Below are 19,918 nucleotides of genomic sequence, written 5' to 3'. Positions count from 1 at the left end.
TTTTTATTTTCCTAATGATGAAAAGATTTTTTGAAAAAAAGGTCCTACTAGAGGAACAGCTTGCATTTTACCGCTAATAGCATTTATAATTCCGTAGAAAAATAATAAACCCATTCCTACCCAAAAAGCGACAGAGATTTGCATGTTATCAAATTGACTAATAAAATATCCAATAATCATATACATTAAACAAAGTCCTAAACCTTGACGGTTATGAAATGCTGTAAACTCGTTTTTTTTATCATTATTCATTATAATAGCAATAACACTACCTATGATGGTTAAGTAGCTTACTACTGCTAATGTTTTTCCTTCTTCAGCTGTATTTTGATTCATTATAAAACTATTTTTTTGTTGGCATAAATACCATATACTTTTCCTTTTAATTCTTGTCCTATAAAAGCACTATTTTTTGATTTTGATAAAATGTTTGAATTACTAAATACGTATTTTTCATTTGGATTAAATAGCGTAATGTTTGCAATTTCTCCTTCTTCAATTTTAGAAGTTATAGTACCAAAACGTTCTTTTCCTTTAGTTAATAGTTGAATAGATTTTTTTGTGGAAAATATCTGGTTTAAAGCACCAAAAGCACTTTCTAATCCAATAGTACCGTAGTTGGCGTGGTCAAATTCTACTTTCTTTTCTTCTATGGTTTGAGGGTTATGATCACTGGTTACCATATCTATCGTACCGTCTTTTATACCTTCAATTAAAGCATCTATATCGTCTTGAGTACGTAATGGCGGATTGACTTTGTAACGTGTATCAAATTCGTTTAAAACATCGTCAGTCAAAAACAAATTATGTATAGCAACACTACAAGTAACGTCTAATTTTTTTTCTTTGGCTTCTCTAATTAGCTTTACACTTTCTTTAGTTGAAATGGTAGGAATATGAAGTTTACCACCAGAATATTCTAAAATGTATAAATCTCGAGCCACTTGTAAAGATTCGGCTAAATTCGGGCTTCCTTTTAGACCTAACATAGTGCTAGAAACATGCTCGTTAACAATACCTTTACCAGCAATTTTTTGTTCTAAAGGAAAACTACATACCAAGCCATCAAAATTACTAGCATATTGTAAAGCAATCTTTAATAGATTAGGGTTAGTAATTGGTTTTTTATAATCACTAAACGCTACTGCGCCAGCGTTTTTCATATCGAAAAGTTCAGCTAAATCAACGCTTTCGCTATTTTTTGTTAATGCGCCAATTGGTAACAAATCAACGGGTTGTGTTTGTGCTTTTGATAAGACAAAAGTAACGTCAGAACTGGTATCTATGATTGGATTTGTGTTAGCTTGCAATGCAATGCTTGTAAACCCAGATTTTGCAGCTGTTTTTAAACCGTTTTCTATAGTTTCTCTATCTTCAAAACCAGGTTCGCCAAAGCAAACGCTAGAGTCAAACCATCCTTGAGAGATGTGTAAATTATCTAACTCAATTTCTTTATAATTGCTAGTGTTTTTAATAGATTTAGCAATTTGTGAAATCTTTCCTTTTTCAATTAAAACATCAACAATTTGATTATGAAACTTGCTTGATGTATCAATTACTGTTGCCGATTTGATTAAGACGTTCATTTAAAATATTTTAAGATGAGCATTTCTATGATTAAAAACACTAAAGCCAAAATTACAAACCATTTCCATAACTCATCAACTTTAGTGTCATTTTTTATTGTGTTAAAAGCTTCTTTAACAGAGTTTGAAACAGTGATGCCTTCTATGTTTTCAAGGTTTTGATAGGTTAAATCACTTTCGTTTCTGTTGTAGTTAAAGCTTACGTATTCTAAAATTTCATTTTTATTCTTTATTTCATAAACACCAGCGTTTTCTGGTAAATCGTTAGTTTTTATAACCACTTTATTGTTGTAGTATTGCTGTTCTGGTATTATAGATTCTTCATTATTAACAAGAGTTAATACAGTATCTGGTTGTAAATTTACAGACACATCAAATTGATTGTTTAGACCGATTGTATAATAAAGTTGGGCAGCATTTAAGCTTTGTTTAGCAATGTTATAAAATGTAGGTACAATTAGATTTATATTTTTAAAGTTTGAATTGTCCTCATTAATTGCTGCGCTAAAAACAAATACATTATTACGTTGTGATAAAAATGGTTTGTTATCTTCAAATTGAAGGATAGCAGTGCTTTGAGATGTATTTTGTGGAAAATACAGATTGACTTTTGGATACTGAAAGTTATCTATACGCTTTTCAAAAACACCATTAGCGTAAATTGGATGCGCATAGTTTATGGATGTAATGCGCTTTTCTTGCTCTAAAATTGAATTAAAAACACTAAAGTTAAATTGCTGTAAAAACGTGTTGTAGTCTTGTAAATTACCTTTTGTATTAGGTATAAAAGCAACAACGCCACCTTTATCTGTAAACACTTTAAGAGCAGTAATTAAAGTATTTGGTAGGTTTTCAATTTCGTTTAAAACGACTAGATTTTGCGTATCAAAAAGCGCATAATCTAATGTGTTTGGTGTTTTTTGAGTGAAATTAAATTCGTCTTCTGTAAAAATTCCTTTTAAATAGTTAGCATCATCATCAGACACTGCTAAAACATTAATTTTTGAAGGCGTATTTATACTAAAGTGTAAAGTGTTATCAAATTGAAGCTGCGCCTCATCAATAGTAATTTTACCTTTTATAGTTTGATTGTTAGGTATTGTAAAAATAGCTTTGTTTTCGTCTTTAATTTCAACTGAAACTTTTGAGACTAATTGATCATTATTATATAAAGAAACAGGTAAATTAATAGTAGTAGTTTGATTACTTTTTAATAAAGCAGTCAACTCATAATTAGTTGCGTTTTGTTTAGAAATATACAAGCTATCAATAAACGTATTTGTTTTATTTACAGAGTTTAACTGAATAAAACTTAAAGTAATACTTGAATCTTTTTCAATACTAAATTCTTGTGTTTTTTGCTGAAAATCTGACACAAAAATCAAGTTTTTAATGTTATTTGCTTTATTAGAAAATAGCTTTTTAGCTTTCAATAAAGCAGTGTCATAACTTAATTGATTTGAAGAATATTCAAGTTGAAGTAATTCGTTTTTAATTGCCTTTATAGTTGTGTTTCTATAACTATCAGTATTGGTAATTAGTGATAATTTTTCATTCTCATCAATAGAAGTAATGATATCTTGTATTGCACGTTTTAAAAGTGGACCATTATTACCTTTAGCTTGCATACTAAACGAGTTGTCTAGGTATATAACGGTTTCCTTTTCTGTGTTAAAACTATTAGTTTTTGAAAAATAGGGCTGAGCAAAAGCAATGATAATAGCAGTTAAAAGTAGTAGCCTAGTTAATAAGACTAGCCACTTTTTAATTAGTTGACTTTTACGTGTTTGTAATTGTACTTTCTTTAAAATAGCAACGTTTGTAAAGTATTCTTTTTGAAACTTTCTTAGTTGAAATAAGTGAACAATAATAGGAATTAGCAGTAAGAAAAGCGCGTAAAGAAGTTCTGGATTTTTAAACTGCATGTGTTATTAAAAGTTTGTCAAAGATAATAATTGAACAATTAAAAACAGCAATAAGAAATTAACATTTTAACAAAATCTTAATCTTTACGATTGTAACAAATTTTACTTTTGAGCGTCTTGTTACCAAGACCATTAACAAATAATATTTAAATATGAAAAAACTCCTATTATCAACACTTGCTTCAGGACTTTTACTAGTAGGTTGCGGTGGATCTAAAACCACTACAAGTCTTTTAGCAACACAAACAGCTATTGAAACTTCAATAGACTTATCTAAAGTTACAAATGATAAAGTACCAGTAACGATTAACCCTGGTCGTTTTACTACAGAAACAGTAACGTATAGACTGCCAAGAGTTGTACAAGGAACATACTCGGTAAGCGACTTTGGTAAATATATAGATAGCTTTAAAGCCTTTAATTATAAAGGAGAAGAGTTATCTACAAGTAAGGTAGACACAAATACTTGGACAATTTCTGATGCTAAAGATTTAGATTACATTACTTATTATGTAAATGATACTTTTGATCAAGAAGTTGAAGGAGGAATAGGAGGCGAGCAACCTTTTTCGCCAGCAGGAACAAACATAGAGCCAACAAACTATGTAATGAATTTACATGGATTTATAGGGTATTTTGACAGTTTAAAAAACAGTCAATATAAATTAGATGTAACTGCGCCAGCAAACTTTAAACGTACATCTGCTTTGCAGGAAACTTCAAATAAAACAAGCGAAGACGGAAGCTTAATCACATCAAGCTACTTTGCACCAAGATATTTTGACATTACAGATAACCCAATGTTTTATGGAGAATTAGATGTAGAAGAATTTCAAGTAGGAGACATTAAAATTGTATTAAGTGTTTACTCTCCTAACAAAGTACATTCAGCTACAGAAATTAAAGGTGTTGTTGAAAAAATGATGCAAGCTCAAAAAACATATTTAGGCGATATAAACAGCACACCTCGTTACGATATCTATTTATACTTATCTGATGGATCAGAAGGTTCTCCTAAAGGATTTGGAGCTTTAGAGCATCATACATCTACAGTAGTTGTTTTACAAGAAGATATGCCATTTGATGCTTTAGCAGAAAGTATGATAGATGTCGTATCTCATGAGTTTTTTCACATCGTAACACCATTAAGTGTACATTCAGAAGATGTACATTATTTTGATTACAACCAGCCAACATTTTCTAAGCATTTATGGATGTATGAAGGCGTAACAGAGTATTTTGCAACGTTATTTCAAGTAGATCAAGGTTTAGTGGATAACCAAGAATTTTACGGTGATATTTTACAAAAAATACAAACCGCTAAAAACATGAATGACTCAATGAGTTTTACCGAAATGAGTGAAAATGTTTTAGATGAGCCTTACGCACCACAATATTATAACGTTTATATGAAAGGTGCTTTAATCGGTATGTGTATTGATATCATTATGCGTGAAGAAAGTAATGGACAGCGTGGTATTTTATCTTTAATGAAAGAATTATCTAACAAATACGGAAAAAATAAACCATTTGAAGACGATAAATTAATAGACGAAATCACAGCAGTGACTTACCCAAGCGTTGGCGAATTTTTAAATACACATGTAGTTGGAGGAACACCAATAGACTATAATGTATATTTTGAAAAAGTTGGTTTAATGATGAGTGAAGGAAAAGTAAAAACTAACTATATCCAGAATGGTGGCGAGTTAATTTTTGCTCCTAATCAAGAAACTATGAAACTTCCATTTTCTGAAGCTGTAAAAAACAACAGTTTTTGGGCAGATAATGGTGTACAACCTGGTGATGTAATGAAAACCGTAAATGGTGAAGCCTTTTCTTTTATGACTGCGCAAAAAATCTTAACAGATATGTATATGTGGAAACCAGGACAAGAAGTAGAAGTTGTTATTGATAGAAATGGTAAAGAATATACTGTAAAAACAAAACTAACACAGTCTTATACTACAGGAAAAACTATTACCGAAAACCCTGAAGCTACACAAAAACAAAAAGAAATTAGACAAGCTTGGCTAAAAGGTTAATCTTGTAGTAAATTATTTATAAGAACTTGAAAAGCTTGGTTTTGTACCAAGCTTTTTATTTTGATATAATAAGTGAATAATAAGTTAAATGTAAAATCAAACAGTAAAAAATTAGTATATTTATTAATGTTAAAATCTAAATAAGATGAAACAAGTTATCCTTTTAGTATTCGCTCTATTTATGACAACAGGAGCAGTAATGGCACAAGACACAATGCAAGTAGAAGATGCTAATTATGTTATTTTACTAAATGAAAAAGTTTTTCATTATAAAAAAACAGGTGTAGAGTTACTCAAATCTGATTTAAAATTAAATAATGGAACAGTTGTTAAAACTGATGGAAGTTATATTACAAAAGATGGAGACAAAATGATGCTTAAAGATGGGCAGTGTTTAGGCATGAGTGGTAAATTATACAAGGATCAAGCTACATTATCCAAAAAGCTTAAAAAAGAAATGAAATAAATAATACAATATAATATTGTGAAAAAGCCTGATAATAATATCAGGCTTTTTTTATTTTTCTACTGAAAAACTAAAAGTCGTTCCTTCATTAACTTTCGATGTTAGACTAACTTCACCACCTAATTTTTCAACTAAAGTTTTTACAGTATACAATCCAATTCCTGTACCTTTATTTCCATATTTATCTGCATCATGTGCTGTATTAAACAGGTCAAATAAAGATTCTTTTTTACTTTCAGGAATACCATTACCATTATCTGAAACAGAAAAGTGATGGTGCGTTTCATTTTCCTTATAATCTAAAACAACTAATGGATTATTGTTTGTGTTATATTTAACTGCATTATCTACCAAATTAAGAATAATTTGAGTTATAGCAGATTTATTGATATCTCCTAAATTTGGATTGTTTTTTAACTTAAACTGAGTATCTTTTAAGCTAAGCATCTGTTTTACATCATTAAAAATATTAGACAAATCTATTGTTTGTTTCTTATCTTGTAGTAACGCTTCAGATTTATAATGTTTTAAAATTCCGTCTATGTATGCTCTTAACGTATCAGCAGACTCTTCAATAAAGTCTAAATATTCTAAATTTATTTCAGGATTAGACGCTTTTAATTCATCTTTAAATAATTGAGATAATGATGTAATGTTAGCTAAAGGCGACTTTAAATCATGAGACACTTTTCCTGCAAAAGTTTTTAAGGATTGGTGTCTTTCATCTAACAAATAATATGCGTTGGTTAGTTGATTGTTTTTTAATCTTAACTCAAATAGGTTAACAACTTGTTTGGCTAAAATAATCATAGCTTCTTGTTGTTGTTTAGTAAGTTTTTTGGGTTTTACATCATAAACGCATAATGTTCCTAAAGGAAAACCTTCTGGATTGATTAATGGTACACCTGCATAAAATTTAACGTTGTGATCCTTTATTAAAGGATTGTTGTAAAAACGTTGATCTTTAGTAGCGTCTTCAACAATAAAAATAGAATTGTTTTCTAAAATAGCATGACCACAAAAAGATATATTTCTTGGTGACTCATTAAAAGGTATGCCATAATGAGATTTTAAAAAATTTCTGTCAGCATCTAAAAGAGAGATTAATGAGATTGGTACATCACAAATATTAGCTACAAGGTTAGTTATATTATCAAAATCTTCTTCTGGTAATGTGTCTAGTAGTTTATATTCTTTTACTGCTTTTAAACGTTTTTTTTCGTTTTTTGGTAATTTGGGTGCAATCATTATTTGTGTAGGTAAGCTTGGTTTTTGATAAGCTTACGTAAATATAAGAGTCTAGGTTTTGAATTATGTTAAAACTTTTCGAAAACTCCTAAACCAAATAAAGCAAAGTCATATTTAACAGGATCTATAGGATCTAATAGTCTTAAATTTTTATCTAATTCTTGTAAAGCCTTAGCATCATTTTGTTTTCTACTTAAAAGCCCAAGTTTTCTAGCTACATTGCCAGAGTGGACGTCTAAAGGACAAGATAATTCTGAAGGTTTAATACTTTTCCAAATGCCAAAATCTACACCAGTATTATTAGGTCTTACCATCCAACGTAAAAACATGTTAATACGCTTTGCCGCACTATTTTTTAAGGGATCACTAATATGCTTTTGAGTTCTTGGTAGGTGATTAATCTCAAAAAAAATCTGTTTAAATTGAGAAATAGAATGCTGTAAATTTTCATTTCTACCTTTACTGAAAACAGTTTCTAAACCATTGTGATTATTATAAATATTTTGAAGTGCTTTTATAAAAGTAATACAGTCTACACTATTAAAAGTGCGATGTACAAAGTTGTCAAAGCGTTGTAAGTCTTCTTCTTTATGGTTTAAAATAAAATCGTGTGGTGAATAATCTAATAAATCCATTAATTTATTAGCGTTATTGATGATGCTTTTACGGTTTCCCCAAGCAATTGTAGCGGTTAAAAAACCTGCTATTTCAATATCTTCTTTTTTAGAAAATTTATGCGGAATTTGTATTGGATCACTTTCAATAAACTTTGGGTTGTTATAAAGAATAACTTTTTCGTCTAAAAACTCTTTGAGATTATCTATAGTCTTCAATTTTTATTTTTTGATAGAAAATTTAAAAGTACTACCAACACCAACTTTAGAGTTAACAGTTATATTTCCGCCTAAATTTGTAACTAATTTTTTAACTGTAGATAGGCCAATACCATGACCTTTTTGACCAAATCTATCGGTCTCTTCAATGGTGGAAAATAACTTAAATATTTTTTTCTGCTTTTTTTTAGGTATACCAATACCGTTATCTTTTACTGTTATAAAGTTAAGATCTTCTTGGGTTGTGTCTAACTCTACATCTATTATAGTTTCTTCTTTATCGTTGTATTTTAGACTGTTGGTAATTAAATTAAGTAAAATAAGCTCTAAAGCAGCTCTGTTACTTGTAATATCAAAGTCTTTTTCGGGTAAATTAATGGTGCAGTCTACTTTGATATTTATAATATCTATAACTTCTTCTAGTAAATGATTAAAAGAAAAAGTATCTACAGAAGTTGAAGATGTATTACTATTTTCGTAATAGTTTAATAGGTTATTTATATAGCTACTTAATGATAAAGATGAAGATTTAATGTTTTGTAAATAATTAATACCAGTATCATCTATATGTTTTTTGTATTTAGATTTTAATATGTCTGTAGTTAAAATCATGTTAGCTAAAGGCATCTTCATGTCATGTGCTACCTGAGATGCAAATCCTTTTAGCATTTTATTTTTTTTAGTTAGTTTTTTCTTAGTTTGTTTAAGATTGACATTACTTTTATTAAGCTCTATTAATTTTACAACTTGTTGCGCTAGTAGTTTTAGTGCTTCTTTTTGATCTTTATTTATTGCATTAGGCTTATGATCTATCACACATAAAGTACCTAGTTTATGGTTGTCTTTATCTGTTAGACATACACCTGCATAAAAAGCTATAGATTTATCTCCGTTTTTAGTATAAGGATGGTTTACAAAACGTAAATCTTTTTTTGTGTTTTCAACTATGTAAACATCATCATCACTAGCTATAGCATAACTACAAAAGGATAATTCTTTTTCAGAGCTGCTAATTTGCATGCCTTTTGCAGATTTAAACCAAACTTCGTCCTTATCTACTATAGAAATTAAAGAGACAGGCATATTGGTTATTGTTGTAGCCAGTGCAGTTATATTGTTAAAACTGATGTCTTTTTGACATCTGTTTAGCTTATAACTTTTTACAGCTAAAAGCCTTTCTTTATCATTTTTAGGAATCGTGTTTAGCTGCATTGTTTTGAGAGTCAGAAATTTTGTTTAACTAAATTAGTAAAAATATAAACACGGATAAGAAAAAAGTTAAACAATTTTTCCATCAACCATTGTAAGTTTTCTATCTGCTAGATTGGCTAACTCTTCGTTGTGTGTTACAATCACAAAGGTTTGTCCAAATTCATCACGAAGTTTAAAGAATAGATTATGAAGGTTTTCTGCACTTTCGCTATCTAAATTACCAGAAGGTTCGTCTGCAAAGATTAGTTCTGGGTTGTTAACTAGTGCTCTTGCTACTGCAACACGTTGTTGTTCTCCTCCAGAAAGCTCGTTAGGTTTATGGTTGTACCTGTGTGACAAACCTAAAAAGTCTAATAATTCTTTAGCGCGTTTGTTAGCTTCTGTTTTATTAGTTCCTTTTATAAATGCAGGAATACATACGTTTTCTAAAGCTGTAAACTCTGGTAATAATTGATGAAACTGAAAAATAAAACCTATGTGCTTGTTTCTAAATTCAGCTAATTGTTTTTCGTTTAATTCTGTAATATTTTTATTATTAATAATTAGCTCTGTTTCTGAGCTTTTATCAATAAAATCTAGAGTGCCTAATATTTGAAGTAAGGTGGTTTTTCCTGCGCCAGAAGCACCAACTATAGAGACAATTTCACCTTTTTTAATAGTAACGTCTACACCTTTTAAGACATGTAAATCGTCATAATATTTATGAATGTTTTTTGCTTTAATCATGGGCTTATATAAAGCTTGAAAATTACTACTTTAAATTAGCTTTAGCAAGGTTAGATTAAGTTACTTTTTTTAGTAAATACCTTTTTTAAATCGTTATAATCTATAAAATAAACCATTCTTAAAGATACAGTGTTACGCTGCTTTTGCTTAAATAAATCGTCTAAAGTATCAAAATAACTAGCTTCTGAGTTTGAAGATTGATTAAAAATCTGGTTACGATATAAAGCGGTTAATTGGCTACCAGGTGCAAATTGCCAAGTATAGCTTAAGTCTAAATTCCATGTATTAAAATTAATGTCTGGATTAAAATTAGGATTGTAACTTATGTTATCTTTAGTATAAACTTCAGACTGTACAAGACTACCGTTGTTTTGTAGTACATACATTTCAGTGTCATAAGTTACAGTACTTACATAGTTTCTAAAACTTAGTGTTAATGCGTTAAAAGAGTTAAAATTGTAGCTGCCGGATATATTTGAGGTTATTTGCTTTCTGTCGCGTTGACCAAATATTATACGATCGTAAATTTGTTGTCCGTTTACATAACCTCTATCTGCTGTGTAATCGTCATAATCAAAACCTAGTAATAGTAAAAACTTATCATTAAACTTAAACCTTGGATTGATGCCAAACCAATAATTATTAAAATTATCACGCTCTTTATCAAAAAATCGACCGTAACCAAAGTTAGCATCTATAGCAAAAAAGTTGTTGTAGTTAGAAGAAATCCACATGTTTGCTTGAGCGTAATTTTTGGTTGTAAAAAAGCTATTAAAACCATTACGAGGCTCAAAATAATCATGTTGTTCGCCAATATTCCAATTACCATTAATACCAAAACTGTGTAGTTTTTTATTAGTTGCATTAAAGTTAAAACCAGTGTTTTTTCCTGTATACACGCTTGGCGTAGCTAGCATGTTATAATTAAACCATGTGCCTAAATACATATTGTTTAGATGCTTAGTAGGCTCAAAAATACGGTAACTAGCGTCAAAGCTATAGTTACTGTAGTTATTCCTGAATTGAATACCTAAATCGTTTGGATCAAAATTAACATCTGCATAATTATAGTCTAAAGATACACGATATTTACCACTAATTTTTCCAATTCCTGCTTCTACAGCATAACCATTTTGTTTATTAGATACGTCATTAAACGTACTCATCTTTCCGTTAGCATAGACGCCATAGGTATTCTTTTTATTGACTAAATTGGTTAAAAAACCAGTAACGTTAGCATCTCTAAAATCGCCATCTCTAGTAACATTGGTGTTGATTAAAGTTACAGACGAGTTTTTATTAAACTGCTGATCTAAAACCATGATATTGTAGTTAGCTAATGGCTCTACTATAGCGCGTCTATTAGATTTTCTAATTTCTTCAGCTTCAGAATTTGGGTTTAAAACTTCAGTTTTTTTAATATCTACATAGGTTTTTTCTGTAATAGCATTAAAAAACCCAATACCTAAACCGTTTTTTGTACGTCCGGAAATTTTAACTGCATTTAATAGCTGAACTTTTTCAGGATATTCGACAATATCTTCATCTTCATCTAAAATAGGAAATCCGCTAGGTGCATCACCAATACGTCTAGAGTAGAATAGGTTACCTTTACTAAATAAATCAATACCTTCTGTAAAAAACTGGCGTCTTTCTGAAAATTGTTGCTCAAAAGGACCAAGGTTTAATATGACATTGTCAAAACCAGCTTGGCTAAAATCTGGTATTAAAGTAGCATCTAAAGTAATATTTTCTGTAATCCCATATTTCACATCCATACCTGCAGCAAGTTCGGTTTCTGTTTCTCCGTCAAAAGAGCTTGTTAAACCAGATGCGTAAGGAAAAAAACTAAGTCTTATTGGAGGCGAAATGTTTTTTAATCCCTTTAATTCTGCATGATATAATCCATTATTTCCTTTTGTTGGGTCTAAAGGATTCCATGTCATTTGCTCTCTTGTTTTACGATAATGTCTATGAAATTGTATACCCCAAGTTGGGTTTTCTTGTTGTGTAAAACGTAAAGCTCTATATGGTATTTTAACCTCTACAATCCATCCGTCATTTTGCATTTTTACACTACTTTCCCAAACGGCGTTCCATCCAAAATCTTCACCATTATTTGGGCTTTCTACAGCATCTGCTTGTGTACCAGAGCTAAACACAAAAAAATTAGTGTTGTTTTGCGCATCATTATTTGGATTAAAAATAATAGCAAAAAAATCTGATTGTCCAAAATTATCACGTTGTGTAAACTGCGTCATTATATCTTCTGGATTATCATAGCAGTAAGCAGCAATGTAGATTCCAGAATCATCATAAGTCATTTTAACTTCTGTTCTTTTCTCTTTACTAGGTAAGTCGCCTAAATCCGGTCTAAACTCGGTAAAGTTTGTTGCTATTTGTGCGTCATTCCAGGCTATATCATCTAAAATACCATCTATTTTTGGAGCTATATTAGTACGCTTGATTTGATAAGTTTTTTTGTCTTGAGCTTGTAATTGACAACTTATAAAAATGAAAAATAGCGCTTTAAATAAAATTTTCATGATGGTTTAAAAATTTCGGTATTCTCAATAAAGAGTAAACTAAAATATAAATGTTACACTTAAAGACACAAAACTAACTTTGTTGTTATACTTTTCTCATAATATAACGTTAAAATCTTTTTTGAAACTATAGATTATAACCCGTAAATTAACAGAAAACACTATTTTTATTGTAAAGTGATTTGACATTATGTTATATCAAAGATTTTAATATAAAGGTCAAAATTGATGTTTATAAAGAACAATTTATATTAATAGTGAGTAATAATGGTGACTAATTAAGTTTAGTAACTTATTACTATTTTTTCTTGTTTATTTTGGAACACTATTTGCTTATAACTTGTTAGAATTTAAAATCTTATAAATGAACAACAACACAAACAAATACACAAAACTGTTTTTAGGTTTGCTTTTTGATGCTTTAGGATATGTTACTTTTATTATACCTGGTATTGGCGAATTTGGAGACATTATTTGGGCACCAACATCTGCATGGTTAATGACCAAACTTTATAAAGGTAAAACGGGTAGAGTAGCAGCAGTAGTGTCTTTTATAGAAGAGGCGTTACCTGGTTTTGACGTCATCCCAACCTTTACTATCATGTGGTTATATACCTATGTATTTTCAAATAAAAAACAAGATCAAACTATAGAAGTGAAATAGGATTGGTTTTTCATAACGCTGAATTAAAAAACACCTCTTTTTGAGGTGTTTTTTTATGTCTGAAAATTTGTAATATCAAAAACATCTTTTTCTTTAAACTTTTGTTTCCATATTTTTTTTGATAATTTTTTTTCTTTTATGCCTTTAATAATTAATTCTGCCCAAGCATCTTGATAAACGTAATCATTGTGAACTTCATCATAATGACAGTAATTTATATTTGTGTCAAAAGGATCGTCAATATCATTTGAGCTTGAAGGTCTGATTTTAAAACAACTATACAAACATTTATGATCATAATGATTAATAGTAAAATCAATTTCAGAATTTACTTTACTTATTACATCACTAGGCTTTCTTTTTCCAGGGTTTATGGCTTCTTTTTTAACGACTTTATCTTTTATTATGGCAGTAACTTTATCATAACTTTTTTTATCAGATTCAGAAACTGAATTCCAATTAACAAATTCGATAGCTAGATCATTACGATTCGTATTTGATATTTTGGGAACTTGGACAAGTTTAATACTATATTCTTGAGTGTTAAAAATATCTTCAGATAAAGAGTTTCTATAAGTTTCTATAAAGTATTTTAATTCTTTTATCTCTTTAGATAATAATTTTTTACTAGCCAATAGCTGTGATTTATTTCTTAAACGAGAGAATTGAAGAGAAAAAGCAAGGCTTTCATTTAGTGCATATTCTTCACCAAAAAAGTTAATTAAAATATTCTCATAATTAAATAATAAAGCTTGACATTCACCAAATATTATTACACCAATTTCATCTCTGTCAATGTGTCTATGCTCTATTTTGTTTCTTAATTTTATAAAGAAAATTAAGTTAGATTTTACTGAAGCAGGTAGTTTACCATGTTTAGTAATACAGGTTTTAAGCTCCCAAGATTTCTTTTCACCATCAATTAATTGATATCTTCCATTAGAGTTTTTATAATAGTATTTATTTCCAATAGTATTATGAAAATGAGCATGAAATAATCTAGTCCATGCCATAATCATTTGTGTTATAAAACCTTCAACCCTAAAAGGTGTTCGAGGTTTATTATAAATTTCTACAGCTAATAGAGCAGATTCAATTGAACTTTCAAGTGTTGATTTAGTTTTCCCTTTCCTTAATGTCACTTTATAAATGGATATTAATTACATTCATAAATATAAAAAATCCCAACGCTAAGTCGGGATTTTTTTGAAGTAATCTTCACTATGTTATTAACAGTTATAAGGTATAATTTAAACCAAAACTAATATTGCGTCCCATATTAGCAATACCATCTGTTTTTAAGCGTGATAAATGGTTAATATACACTTTGTCGGTTAAGTTAGTACCTGCAATGCTTATATCTAAAGGATTTTTAAATAATGTAACCGTTGTGCCAACACCAGCGCTTAAAAGGTTGTAGCTTGGTGTTGTGGTTTCAAACTGGCTAACATTGTTTTGTGCAAACGTGGTGCGTAGTTTTACAAATGCATAACTATTTTTTAGGGTATTGGTATTAAACTCTGCACGTAACGTATTGGTTAAACTGTTAGCAGGTATTAATGGTAAATAATCATCATTATCTTGTTGACCTGTTACGGTTTCAAAACTAGATTCTAAATGTAACCAATCTAAAGGATGCGGATGTAAGTGTACACCAAACTCGCCACCATATAAACGCGCATTACTTTGTAAATAGTTATATACAGGTGTGTTGTCTATAACATTTCCGTTAGGTGCTAAATAGATGTAATTATTAATGTGGTTATAAAAACCGTTGGCAAAAATTTCAAAATGCTCGTTAGTATATTCTAAGGCTAAATCGGTTTGAAAATTTTGCTCATTTTTAAGGTCTATATTTCCTACTTCGTATCTATTTGTTCCGTGGTGAGTCCCATCAGACACTAACTCAGATAAATTTGGTGCTCTAAATCCAGTAGCTAGGTTTAATCGTGCTACGATAGCTTTAGTCACATTAGCTTTGATGCCAGCAGCACCATTAAAGCTGTTAAATTGTTTAGTAATAGCATTGTCTATATCTATATTTCTGTGATCAAAACGTGCACCTAATTGCACATCAAAAGTTTCAAAATGAATATGTGATGTAGCTAACACACCAACATCATTAGTTGTTGCGTCTGGTATTAATTGTTCTTCGCCATAATTACTGTTATTTTGAAGCATACCTTGTACACCAACAATAGTTTCAAATTTACCCATAGTAGGTAAGTTGTATTTGATGTTGTAGTTAAAGGTTTTTAGCTTCATGTGTAGTGCTGGCGCTTCGTCTTCGTGGTGTTCATCTTTATGATCATGGTTGTCTTCATCTTCGTCATGGTGTTCTTCACCGTGTTCTTCGTGATGATGGTCTTCAAATTCTTGTCTATCGTTGTAGATATAACCTAAGTTAATATCTAAGCTAGAATTGTCAAAAAACCACGTACTTTTTGAACTTAAAATATGGTTGGTTAAGCTTTGGTAAGGCTCTAAAGGTGTTTTTAAATCAGACTGAATTCCAATTTCCTCAGGAATACCAAGTTTAGAAAGGTTAACATTGTATCTAAAATCGGTTTTAAAATTGGTGCTTTGGTAACCTAAACCAGCCTTTAAATCTTGTTCTCTAAAACGTGTATTGGTTACTCTATAATCTTGGGTTTGATAGTCGCTGTGTTCTGCTTGACCTAATCTAATTAAGAATTTAAATTTATCGGCAGATGCTTTATGCCCAAAATTAACATTGTAACCATCTGTATTTGTAAAAAATTTAGTGTTTATATTAGTTGCAGTACTATTTGGATCTGCAAAACGCTCAGGATTTAAATATAAAACGCCACCAAGTGCATCACTACCGTAAAGTAAAGAAGCAGGACCTTTAATCACTTCGACGCTTTCTATACCAGCATCGCTAATGCCTAAACCGTGTTCTGCACCAAACTGTTGGTTTTCTAGTCGTACACCTTGCGCGTAAACTAACACACGATTACTACTTAAACCTCTAATAACAGGTTTACCAATTCCCATACCAGTTGTAATGCTTTCTACACCAGCGATATTAGTGATTCCGTCAGATAAAGTTACAGCACCTTTTGCTTTTAAAGTGCTTATTTTTTCTTGTTCAACCTTCATTACATTATCTTTTTGAAGCTTATGAAATGGCGTTGAAAGTATAACTTCACTCATTTCTATAGCAGAAGGTTTTAGTTGAAATTGAAACGGACTTGTTGCTGGTAGCGTAATGTTTTCTGAAAAGGTCTCAAAACCAATCACCGAAATGGTTATTTTTTGAACACCAGAAGGTAAATTATTAATAGTGAAATTTCCGTTGTCATCGGTAGTTGTTCCTTTTTCTAACTGCGGAAAATAAATATTTGCATAAGGAATAGGCTCTGAAGAATCATTAATGGTGACTTGTCCAGATATATAGTTTTGTGCAATTGTTACGGTAGATACCATAGCAATTAGCATAAATAAAAATTGTTTCATGTTTTTAAATATGAATTTGTATAAAGTGTTTTAAATAATAAATTTGATATCGCGAAAGCGAAATCTATAACAGCGTTTATACAAATTGTGGCGGACCACGAAGTACAATACCTAATCTCTGGTAAGAGCTAATAAATTGGTATTGAGAATGAATAGGTTTGTGATTATTTTTAACCTCTAAAAGTGTGTAACTAAATACAGAAAATGATAGCGAATTGTTGAGTTTTATTTTATAAAAGTCACAATCTACATCTAGTTGGTGTAAGTGATGATCGCTAGTTTTATCTGTACACACCTCATGTTTGTGGTTTTCAAACACATGCATAGCTTTTACCGCAGCAGGTAACAACACAGCTACTGTAAGTAGTACAGCAAAGCCTTTTGTTAGTATGTGTTTAATAGTGTACATTTATTCGTTTAAAAAACGTCCTAAACCAAAACGTTTTAGCATTTTCTTTTCAAAGTTCCAAAAAAATTGAAATTGACCAAATAACCAACCATAAAATACTAGTAAAACTTGGTAAAAAATGAGGCCAATAATAATATATAAAATCCAATAAATAAAAGGATTTAAGTTTTCTTTAGTAATTCCTATATATTTTATTAAAGGTCTTCCAATAAACAAAGAGGAAGATCCTGTAATGGCAAATACTATAAAGATAGCTATTAATTCCCATCTATAAGTTACTTTCCATTTATCTTCTAATTTGCTAAACAAGAATAAAGTAACCTTTAATAATAGGTATGTTATAATAATAGTAAAGCTAATTTTGAAGTAAATATTTTCAAAAAATAAATTAGCTAGTTTATATCCAGAATAAAGTAAACCTAATAAGCCTAAAATAGGAAATAGAAGCTGCCAATTTTTTTGAATTTGCCAGCGTTGTTTAAATACTTTCATAGCTGTTTTTTAAGTCTGCAAAAGTACAAAACGATTTAAAAAGGAGGCACACGACCACCTAAAAGATTTTGATTATATTTATTTTGGAAGTAAATAAAGTAATTATACAATTTATAATTAAGCTCATAACCATAATCAATATTCTGTCTATAGTCAATTTGCATTTCATATAAATTAGGATTGTAACGTTGTGGTTGCAAAACTCTGTTATTCCATGCTTGTACATAGAAAATATTTTTATTTTCTAAATAAGTTTGATTGTAAAACCCTTTTGGTCTTGCAGTTGTATTTAACCAAACATTAAAACCTGGTTCTATTATGATTATTTCGTATTCTGTTTTATCACTAGTTATTTTAATAGTATCTCCAATTTGTGCAGAACTATTATCTGCTTCTACAGTTTTTTTAGATGTAGTACAGCTATAAACAATTAAAATAATGCAAGCAGCTAAAGCTAAATTTTTCATCGTTCTGTTTTTACTAAAGTTACTAAAATTAAAGGATAAAAAAAGCCAAACATTTTGTTTGGCTTTTTCTTTAAATATTTAATAATAATTATTTTCCAAATAATCCTCCTAAAAGTCCGCCAAGACCGCCTTTTTTCTTAGCGCCTCCTAAAACCATACCAGCTACGTCATCTACAACGCTACCATCGCCATCTGCATCTAATATTTTTTCTAAAAAGCTTTGTTCTTCTTTAGCTTCACTACCGCCAAGTAAACCACCAAGTAAACCTCCTAAATCATTAGTAGAACTAACGTTATTTTGTCTTGCTTGTTTACCTAAAACACCCATTAAAATTGGTGCAGCTACTTTAAGTATATTACCAACAGAATCAGCATCTAAACCAGCTTTTTGACCTATTATTTGTTCTACACCTTGTTTTTTTGCACCTAAAACATGACCTAAAATTTTATCACCATCAGTTTTTACAGACTCATCAACACCACCATTAAATAATCCACCAAGGTTATCTAAAATACTACCATCATGTTTATCCATTATAGCTCCAAGTAATCCTTGTGCGCCTTCTGGAGATGCAGAAGCGTTACGCTCCATAGCTTTCATTAATACAGGTAAAGCCATAGTTAATACGCTTCCTGTTCTATTTTCGTCTGTTCCTGTAGATCCAGAAACACCACTAATAATTGTTTTTCCTAAATCTGAATTTAATAAGTCTAAAATACCTGCCATTTTTTTATGTTTTAAAGTTTGATTAAATTTTGTGACTGTAAATTACAAAAAAAAAGTCCCAAGCTATTCTTGAGACTTTAATTAATAATTTTTTTAAAAGAAATCCGATAAAAAGTGAATTTTAATCGTTTAAAAGCAAGCTTTTAATCTGATCTGCTAACTCAACTCCAATTCTGTCTTGTGCTTCGTTAGTTGCTGCACCAGTATGTGGAGTTAAAGATAAGCTACTATTCATTAATAATTGAATTTCTGGTTGAGGCTCTTTTTCAAAAACGTCTAGTGCTGCTCTTGCTACTTTTCCGCTTTCAATAGCATTAACTAAAGCGATTTCGTCTAAAACGCCACCACGAGCTGCATTTACAATAATAACACCTTCTTTCATTTTAGCAAATTCGTCTTTACCAATCACATATTCTTTTTGTGCAGGTACATGAAGTGTTAAAAAGTCTGAGTTTTTAATCACTTCTTCTTTAGACACAGTTTTAATATCGAAATTTAGTTTTTGACCATCAAAAAATTCTAATTCTAAATCGGCTTTTTCAATAAATGGATCAAAAGCAATTACTTTCATTCCTGCGCCAATAGCTACTTTTGCTGTAGCTTGTCCAATACGACCAAAACCAATAATACCTAGTGTTTTTCCTTTTAATTCTGTTCCTTTAGCATAAGCTTTTTTTAATGCCTTAAATTTAGTGTCTCCTTCTAAAGGCATGTCTCTATTGGCATTATGTAAAAATCTTGCTAAACCATAAAGGTGAGCAAAAACTAGTTCTGCAACAGAATGAGAAGATGCTGCAGGAGTATTGATTACGTGTATACCTTTATTACGTGCATAGTCTACATCGATATTATCCATACCAACGCCACCACGACCTATTATTTTTAGTTCTGGACAAGCGTCAATTAGGTCTTTTCTAACTTTTGTTGCGCTTCTTACTAAAAGTACAGTTATATTATTGTTATTAATGTAATTTATTAATTGTTCTTGTGCTACAGTAGTGGTATTAACTTCAAATCCAGCAGCTTCTAAAGCTTCGATTCCGCTATTTGATATACCATCGTTTGCTAATACTTTCATTATTATATTTTCTT

At 30.2% G+C, this 19,918-nt stretch carries 18 protein-coding genes; 3 read left to right on the top strand and 15 right to left on the bottom strand.

Going from position 1 to position 19,918, the window contains the following annotated elements; genetic code table 11:
• Positions 1-3: 3 nt before the first annotated feature.
• Genes INR78_RS12665 through INR78_RS12655 form a run of 3 tightly spaced genes read right to left on the bottom strand, consistent with a single transcriptional unit; the run spans position 4 to position 3,511 of the window.
• Complete coding sequence (locus tag INR78_RS12665; RefSeq protein WP_106677892.1) at positions 4-336, bottom strand: hypothetical protein; 333 nt, start codon at positions 334-336, stop codon at positions 4-6.
• Positions 336-1,586, bottom strand: coding sequence for a dihydroorotase family protein (locus INR78_RS12660; RefSeq protein ID WP_223076803.1), 1,251 nt, complete (start codon positions 1,584-1,586; stop codon positions 336-338). Before INR78_RS12660 ends, INR78_RS12665 begins: the two co-directional genes overlap by 1 nt.
• Positions 1,583-3,511 carry a BatA and WFA domain-containing protein gene (locus INR78_RS12655; RefSeq protein ID WP_223076802.1) on the bottom strand — a complete coding sequence of 643 codons (1,929 nt, stop codon included), beginning with the start codon at positions 3,509-3,511 and terminating at the stop codon, positions 1,583-1,585. Before INR78_RS12655 ends, INR78_RS12660 begins: the two co-directional genes overlap by 4 nt.
• A gap of 152 nt (positions 3,512-3,663) precedes the next feature.
• Between INR78_RS12655 and INR78_RS12650 the strand changes: the two genes are divergently transcribed.
• Together INR78_RS12650 and INR78_RS12645 are read left to right on the top strand one after the other, a co-directional pair.
• A complete protein-coding gene (locus INR78_RS12650) occupies positions 3,664-5,556 on the top strand; it encodes a peptidase M61 (RefSeq protein ID WP_223076801.1) in 1,893 nt (630 codons plus the stop codon).
• A 145-nt stretch (positions 5,557-5,701) separates the two neighbouring features.
• The gene (locus INR78_RS12645; protein ID WP_223076800.1) at positions 5,702-6,022 is read left to right on the top strand and encodes a DUF6799 domain-containing protein; all 321 of its coding nucleotides are present in this window, start codon (positions 5,702-5,704) and stop codon (positions 6,020-6,022) included.
• 51 nt (positions 6,023-6,073) lie between these two features.
• On the opposite strand, the gene INR78_RS12640 is transcribed toward INR78_RS12645, so the two are convergent.
• The 5 genes from INR78_RS12640 to INR78_RS12620 all read right to left on the bottom strand — a co-directional run bounded on the left by INR78_RS12640 (position 6,074) and on the right by INR78_RS12620 (position 12,587).
• A complete protein-coding gene (locus INR78_RS12640; RefSeq protein ID WP_223076799.1) occupies positions 6,074-7,270 on the bottom strand; it encodes a GAF domain-containing sensor histidine kinase in 1,197 nt (398 codons plus the stop codon).
• Positions 7,271-7,338: 68 nt separating this feature from the next.
• Positions 7,339-8,103, bottom strand: a complete 765-nt coding sequence (locus INR78_RS12635) for a TIGR02757 family protein (protein WP_223076798.1) — start codon at positions 8,101-8,103, stop codon at positions 7,339-7,341.
• Positions 8,104-8,106: 3 nt separating this feature from the next.
• The gene (locus INR78_RS12630; RefSeq protein WP_106677874.1) at positions 8,107-9,315 is read right to left on the bottom strand and encodes a GAF domain-containing sensor histidine kinase; all 1,209 of its coding nucleotides are present in this window, start codon (positions 9,313-9,315) and stop codon (positions 8,107-8,109) included.
• Positions 9,316-9,381: 66 nt separating this feature from the next.
• Positions 9,382-10,041, bottom strand: coding sequence for an ABC transporter ATP-binding protein (locus tag INR78_RS12625; RefSeq protein WP_223076797.1), 660 nt, complete (start codon positions 10,039-10,041; stop codon positions 9,382-9,384).
• 50 nt (positions 10,042-10,091) lie between these two features.
• Entirely contained in the window at positions 10,092-12,587 is a 2,496-nt protein-coding gene (locus tag INR78_RS12620) for a DUF5916 domain-containing protein (protein WP_223076796.1), read from the bottom strand.
• Positions 12,588-12,951: 364 nt separating this feature from the next.
• Here INR78_RS12620 and INR78_RS12615 point away from each other — a divergent pair, with 364 nt between their 5' ends.
• On the top strand, positions 12,952-13,251 hold the full coding sequence (locus tag INR78_RS12615) for a hypothetical protein (RefSeq protein WP_223076795.1): 300 nt from the start codon (positions 12,952-12,954) through the stop codon (positions 13,249-13,251).
• A gap of 53 nt (positions 13,252-13,304) precedes the next feature.
• Here INR78_RS12615 and INR78_RS12610 read toward each other — a convergent pair whose 3' ends face one another.
• From INR78_RS12610 to INR78_RS12580, 7 genes are all read right to left on the bottom strand, one after another.
• Positions 13,305-14,393: a DUF3644 domain-containing protein gene (locus tag INR78_RS12610; RefSeq protein ID WP_223076794.1), complete on the bottom strand. Its 1,089-nt coding sequence runs from the start codon at positions 14,391-14,393 to the stop codon at positions 13,305-13,307.
• 94 nt (positions 14,394-14,487) lie between these two features.
• Complete coding sequence (locus INR78_RS12605) at positions 14,488-16,731, bottom strand: TonB-dependent receptor (protein WP_223076793.1); 2,244 nt, start codon at positions 16,729-16,731, stop codon at positions 14,488-14,490.
• A gap of 76 nt (positions 16,732-16,807) precedes the next feature.
• On the bottom strand, positions 16,808-17,140 hold the full coding sequence (locus tag INR78_RS12600; protein ID WP_223076792.1) for a hypothetical protein: 333 nt from the start codon (positions 17,138-17,140) through the stop codon (positions 16,808-16,810).
• A complete protein-coding gene (locus INR78_RS12595; protein WP_223076791.1) occupies positions 17,141-17,632 on the bottom strand; it encodes a DUF6787 family protein in 492 nt (163 codons plus the stop codon).
• A gap of 35 nt (positions 17,633-17,667) precedes the next feature.
• Positions 17,668-18,099 carry a DUF6146 family protein gene (locus tag INR78_RS12590; RefSeq protein WP_223076790.1) on the bottom strand — a complete coding sequence of 144 codons (432 nt, stop codon included), beginning with the start codon at positions 18,097-18,099 and terminating at the stop codon, positions 17,668-17,670.
• An 88-nt stretch (positions 18,100-18,187) separates the two neighbouring features.
• Positions 18,188-18,826 (bottom strand): DUF937 domain-containing protein, encoded by a 639-nt coding sequence (locus tag INR78_RS12585; protein ID WP_223076789.1) that lies wholly within the window; start codon positions 18,824-18,826, stop codon positions 18,188-18,190.
• A 121-nt stretch (positions 18,827-18,947) separates the two neighbouring features.
• Complete coding sequence (locus INR78_RS12580) at positions 18,948-19,904, bottom strand: D-2-hydroxyacid dehydrogenase (protein ID WP_223076788.1); 957 nt, start codon at positions 19,902-19,904, stop codon at positions 18,948-18,950.
• Positions 19,905-19,918 lie beyond the last annotated feature (14 nt).

The organism is Mesoflavibacter sp. SCSIO 43206, assembly GCF_019904215.1.
GTDB classification, from domain to species: domain Bacteria; phylum Bacteroidota; class Bacteroidia; order Flavobacteriales; family Flavobacteriaceae; genus Mesoflavibacter; species Mesoflavibacter zeaxanthinifaciens.
This window is presented reverse-complemented; position numbering and strand designations above follow the sequence as displayed.

Coding starts and splice junctions, on each gene's coding strand:
- INR78_RS12645 (WP_223076800.1), top strand. CDS start 5,702: ATGAAACAAGTTATCCTTTTAGTATTCGCTCTATTTATGACAACAGGA.
- INR78_RS12660 (WP_223076803.1), bottom strand. CDS start 1,586: ATGAACGTCTTAATCAAATCGGCAACAGTAATTGATACATCAAGCAAG.
- INR78_RS12630 (WP_106677874.1), bottom strand. CDS start 9,315: ATGCAGCTAAACACGATTCCTAAAAATGATAAAGAAAGGCTTTTAGCT.
- INR78_RS12615 (WP_223076795.1), top strand. CDS start 12,952: ATGAACAACAACACAAACAAATACACAAAACTGTTTTTAGGTTTGCTT.
- INR78_RS12590 (WP_223076790.1), bottom strand. CDS start 18,099: ATGAAAAATTTAGCTTTAGCTGCTTGCATTATTTTAATTGTTTATAGC.
- INR78_RS12605 (WP_223076793.1), bottom strand. CDS start 16,731: ATGAAACAATTTTTATTTATGCTAATTGCTATGGTATCTACCGTAACA.
- INR78_RS12655 (WP_223076802.1), bottom strand. CDS start 3,511: ATGCAGTTTAAAAATCCAGAACTTCTTTACGCGCTTTTCTTACTGCTA.
- INR78_RS12580 (WP_223076788.1), bottom strand. CDS start 19,904: ATGAAAGTATTAGCAAACGATGGTATATCAAATAGCGGAATCGAAGCT.
- INR78_RS12620 (WP_223076796.1), bottom strand. CDS start 12,587: ATGAAAATTTTATTTAAAGCGCTATTTTTCATTTTTATAAGTTGTCAA.
- INR78_RS12600 (WP_223076792.1), bottom strand. CDS start 17,140: ATGTACACTATTAAACACATACTAACAAAAGGCTTTGCTGTACTACTT.
- INR78_RS12625 (WP_223076797.1), bottom strand. CDS start 10,041: ATGATTAAAGCAAAAAACATTCATAAATATTATGACGATTTACATGTC.
- INR78_RS12650 (WP_223076801.1), top strand. CDS start 3,664: ATGAAAAAACTCCTATTATCAACACTTGCTTCAGGACTTTTACTAGTA.
- INR78_RS12640 (WP_223076799.1), bottom strand. CDS start 7,270: ATGATTGCACCCAAATTACCAAAAAACGAAAAAAAACGTTTAAAAGCA.
- INR78_RS12665 (WP_106677892.1), bottom strand. CDS start 336: ATGAATCAAAATACAGCTGAAGAAGGAAAAACATTAGCAGTAGTAAGC.
- INR78_RS12585 (WP_223076789.1), bottom strand. CDS start 18,826: ATGGCAGGTATTTTAGACTTATTAAATTCAGATTTAGGAAAAACAATT.
- INR78_RS12595 (WP_223076791.1), bottom strand. CDS start 17,632: ATGAAAGTATTTAAACAACGCTGGCAAATTCAAAAAAATTGGCAGCTT.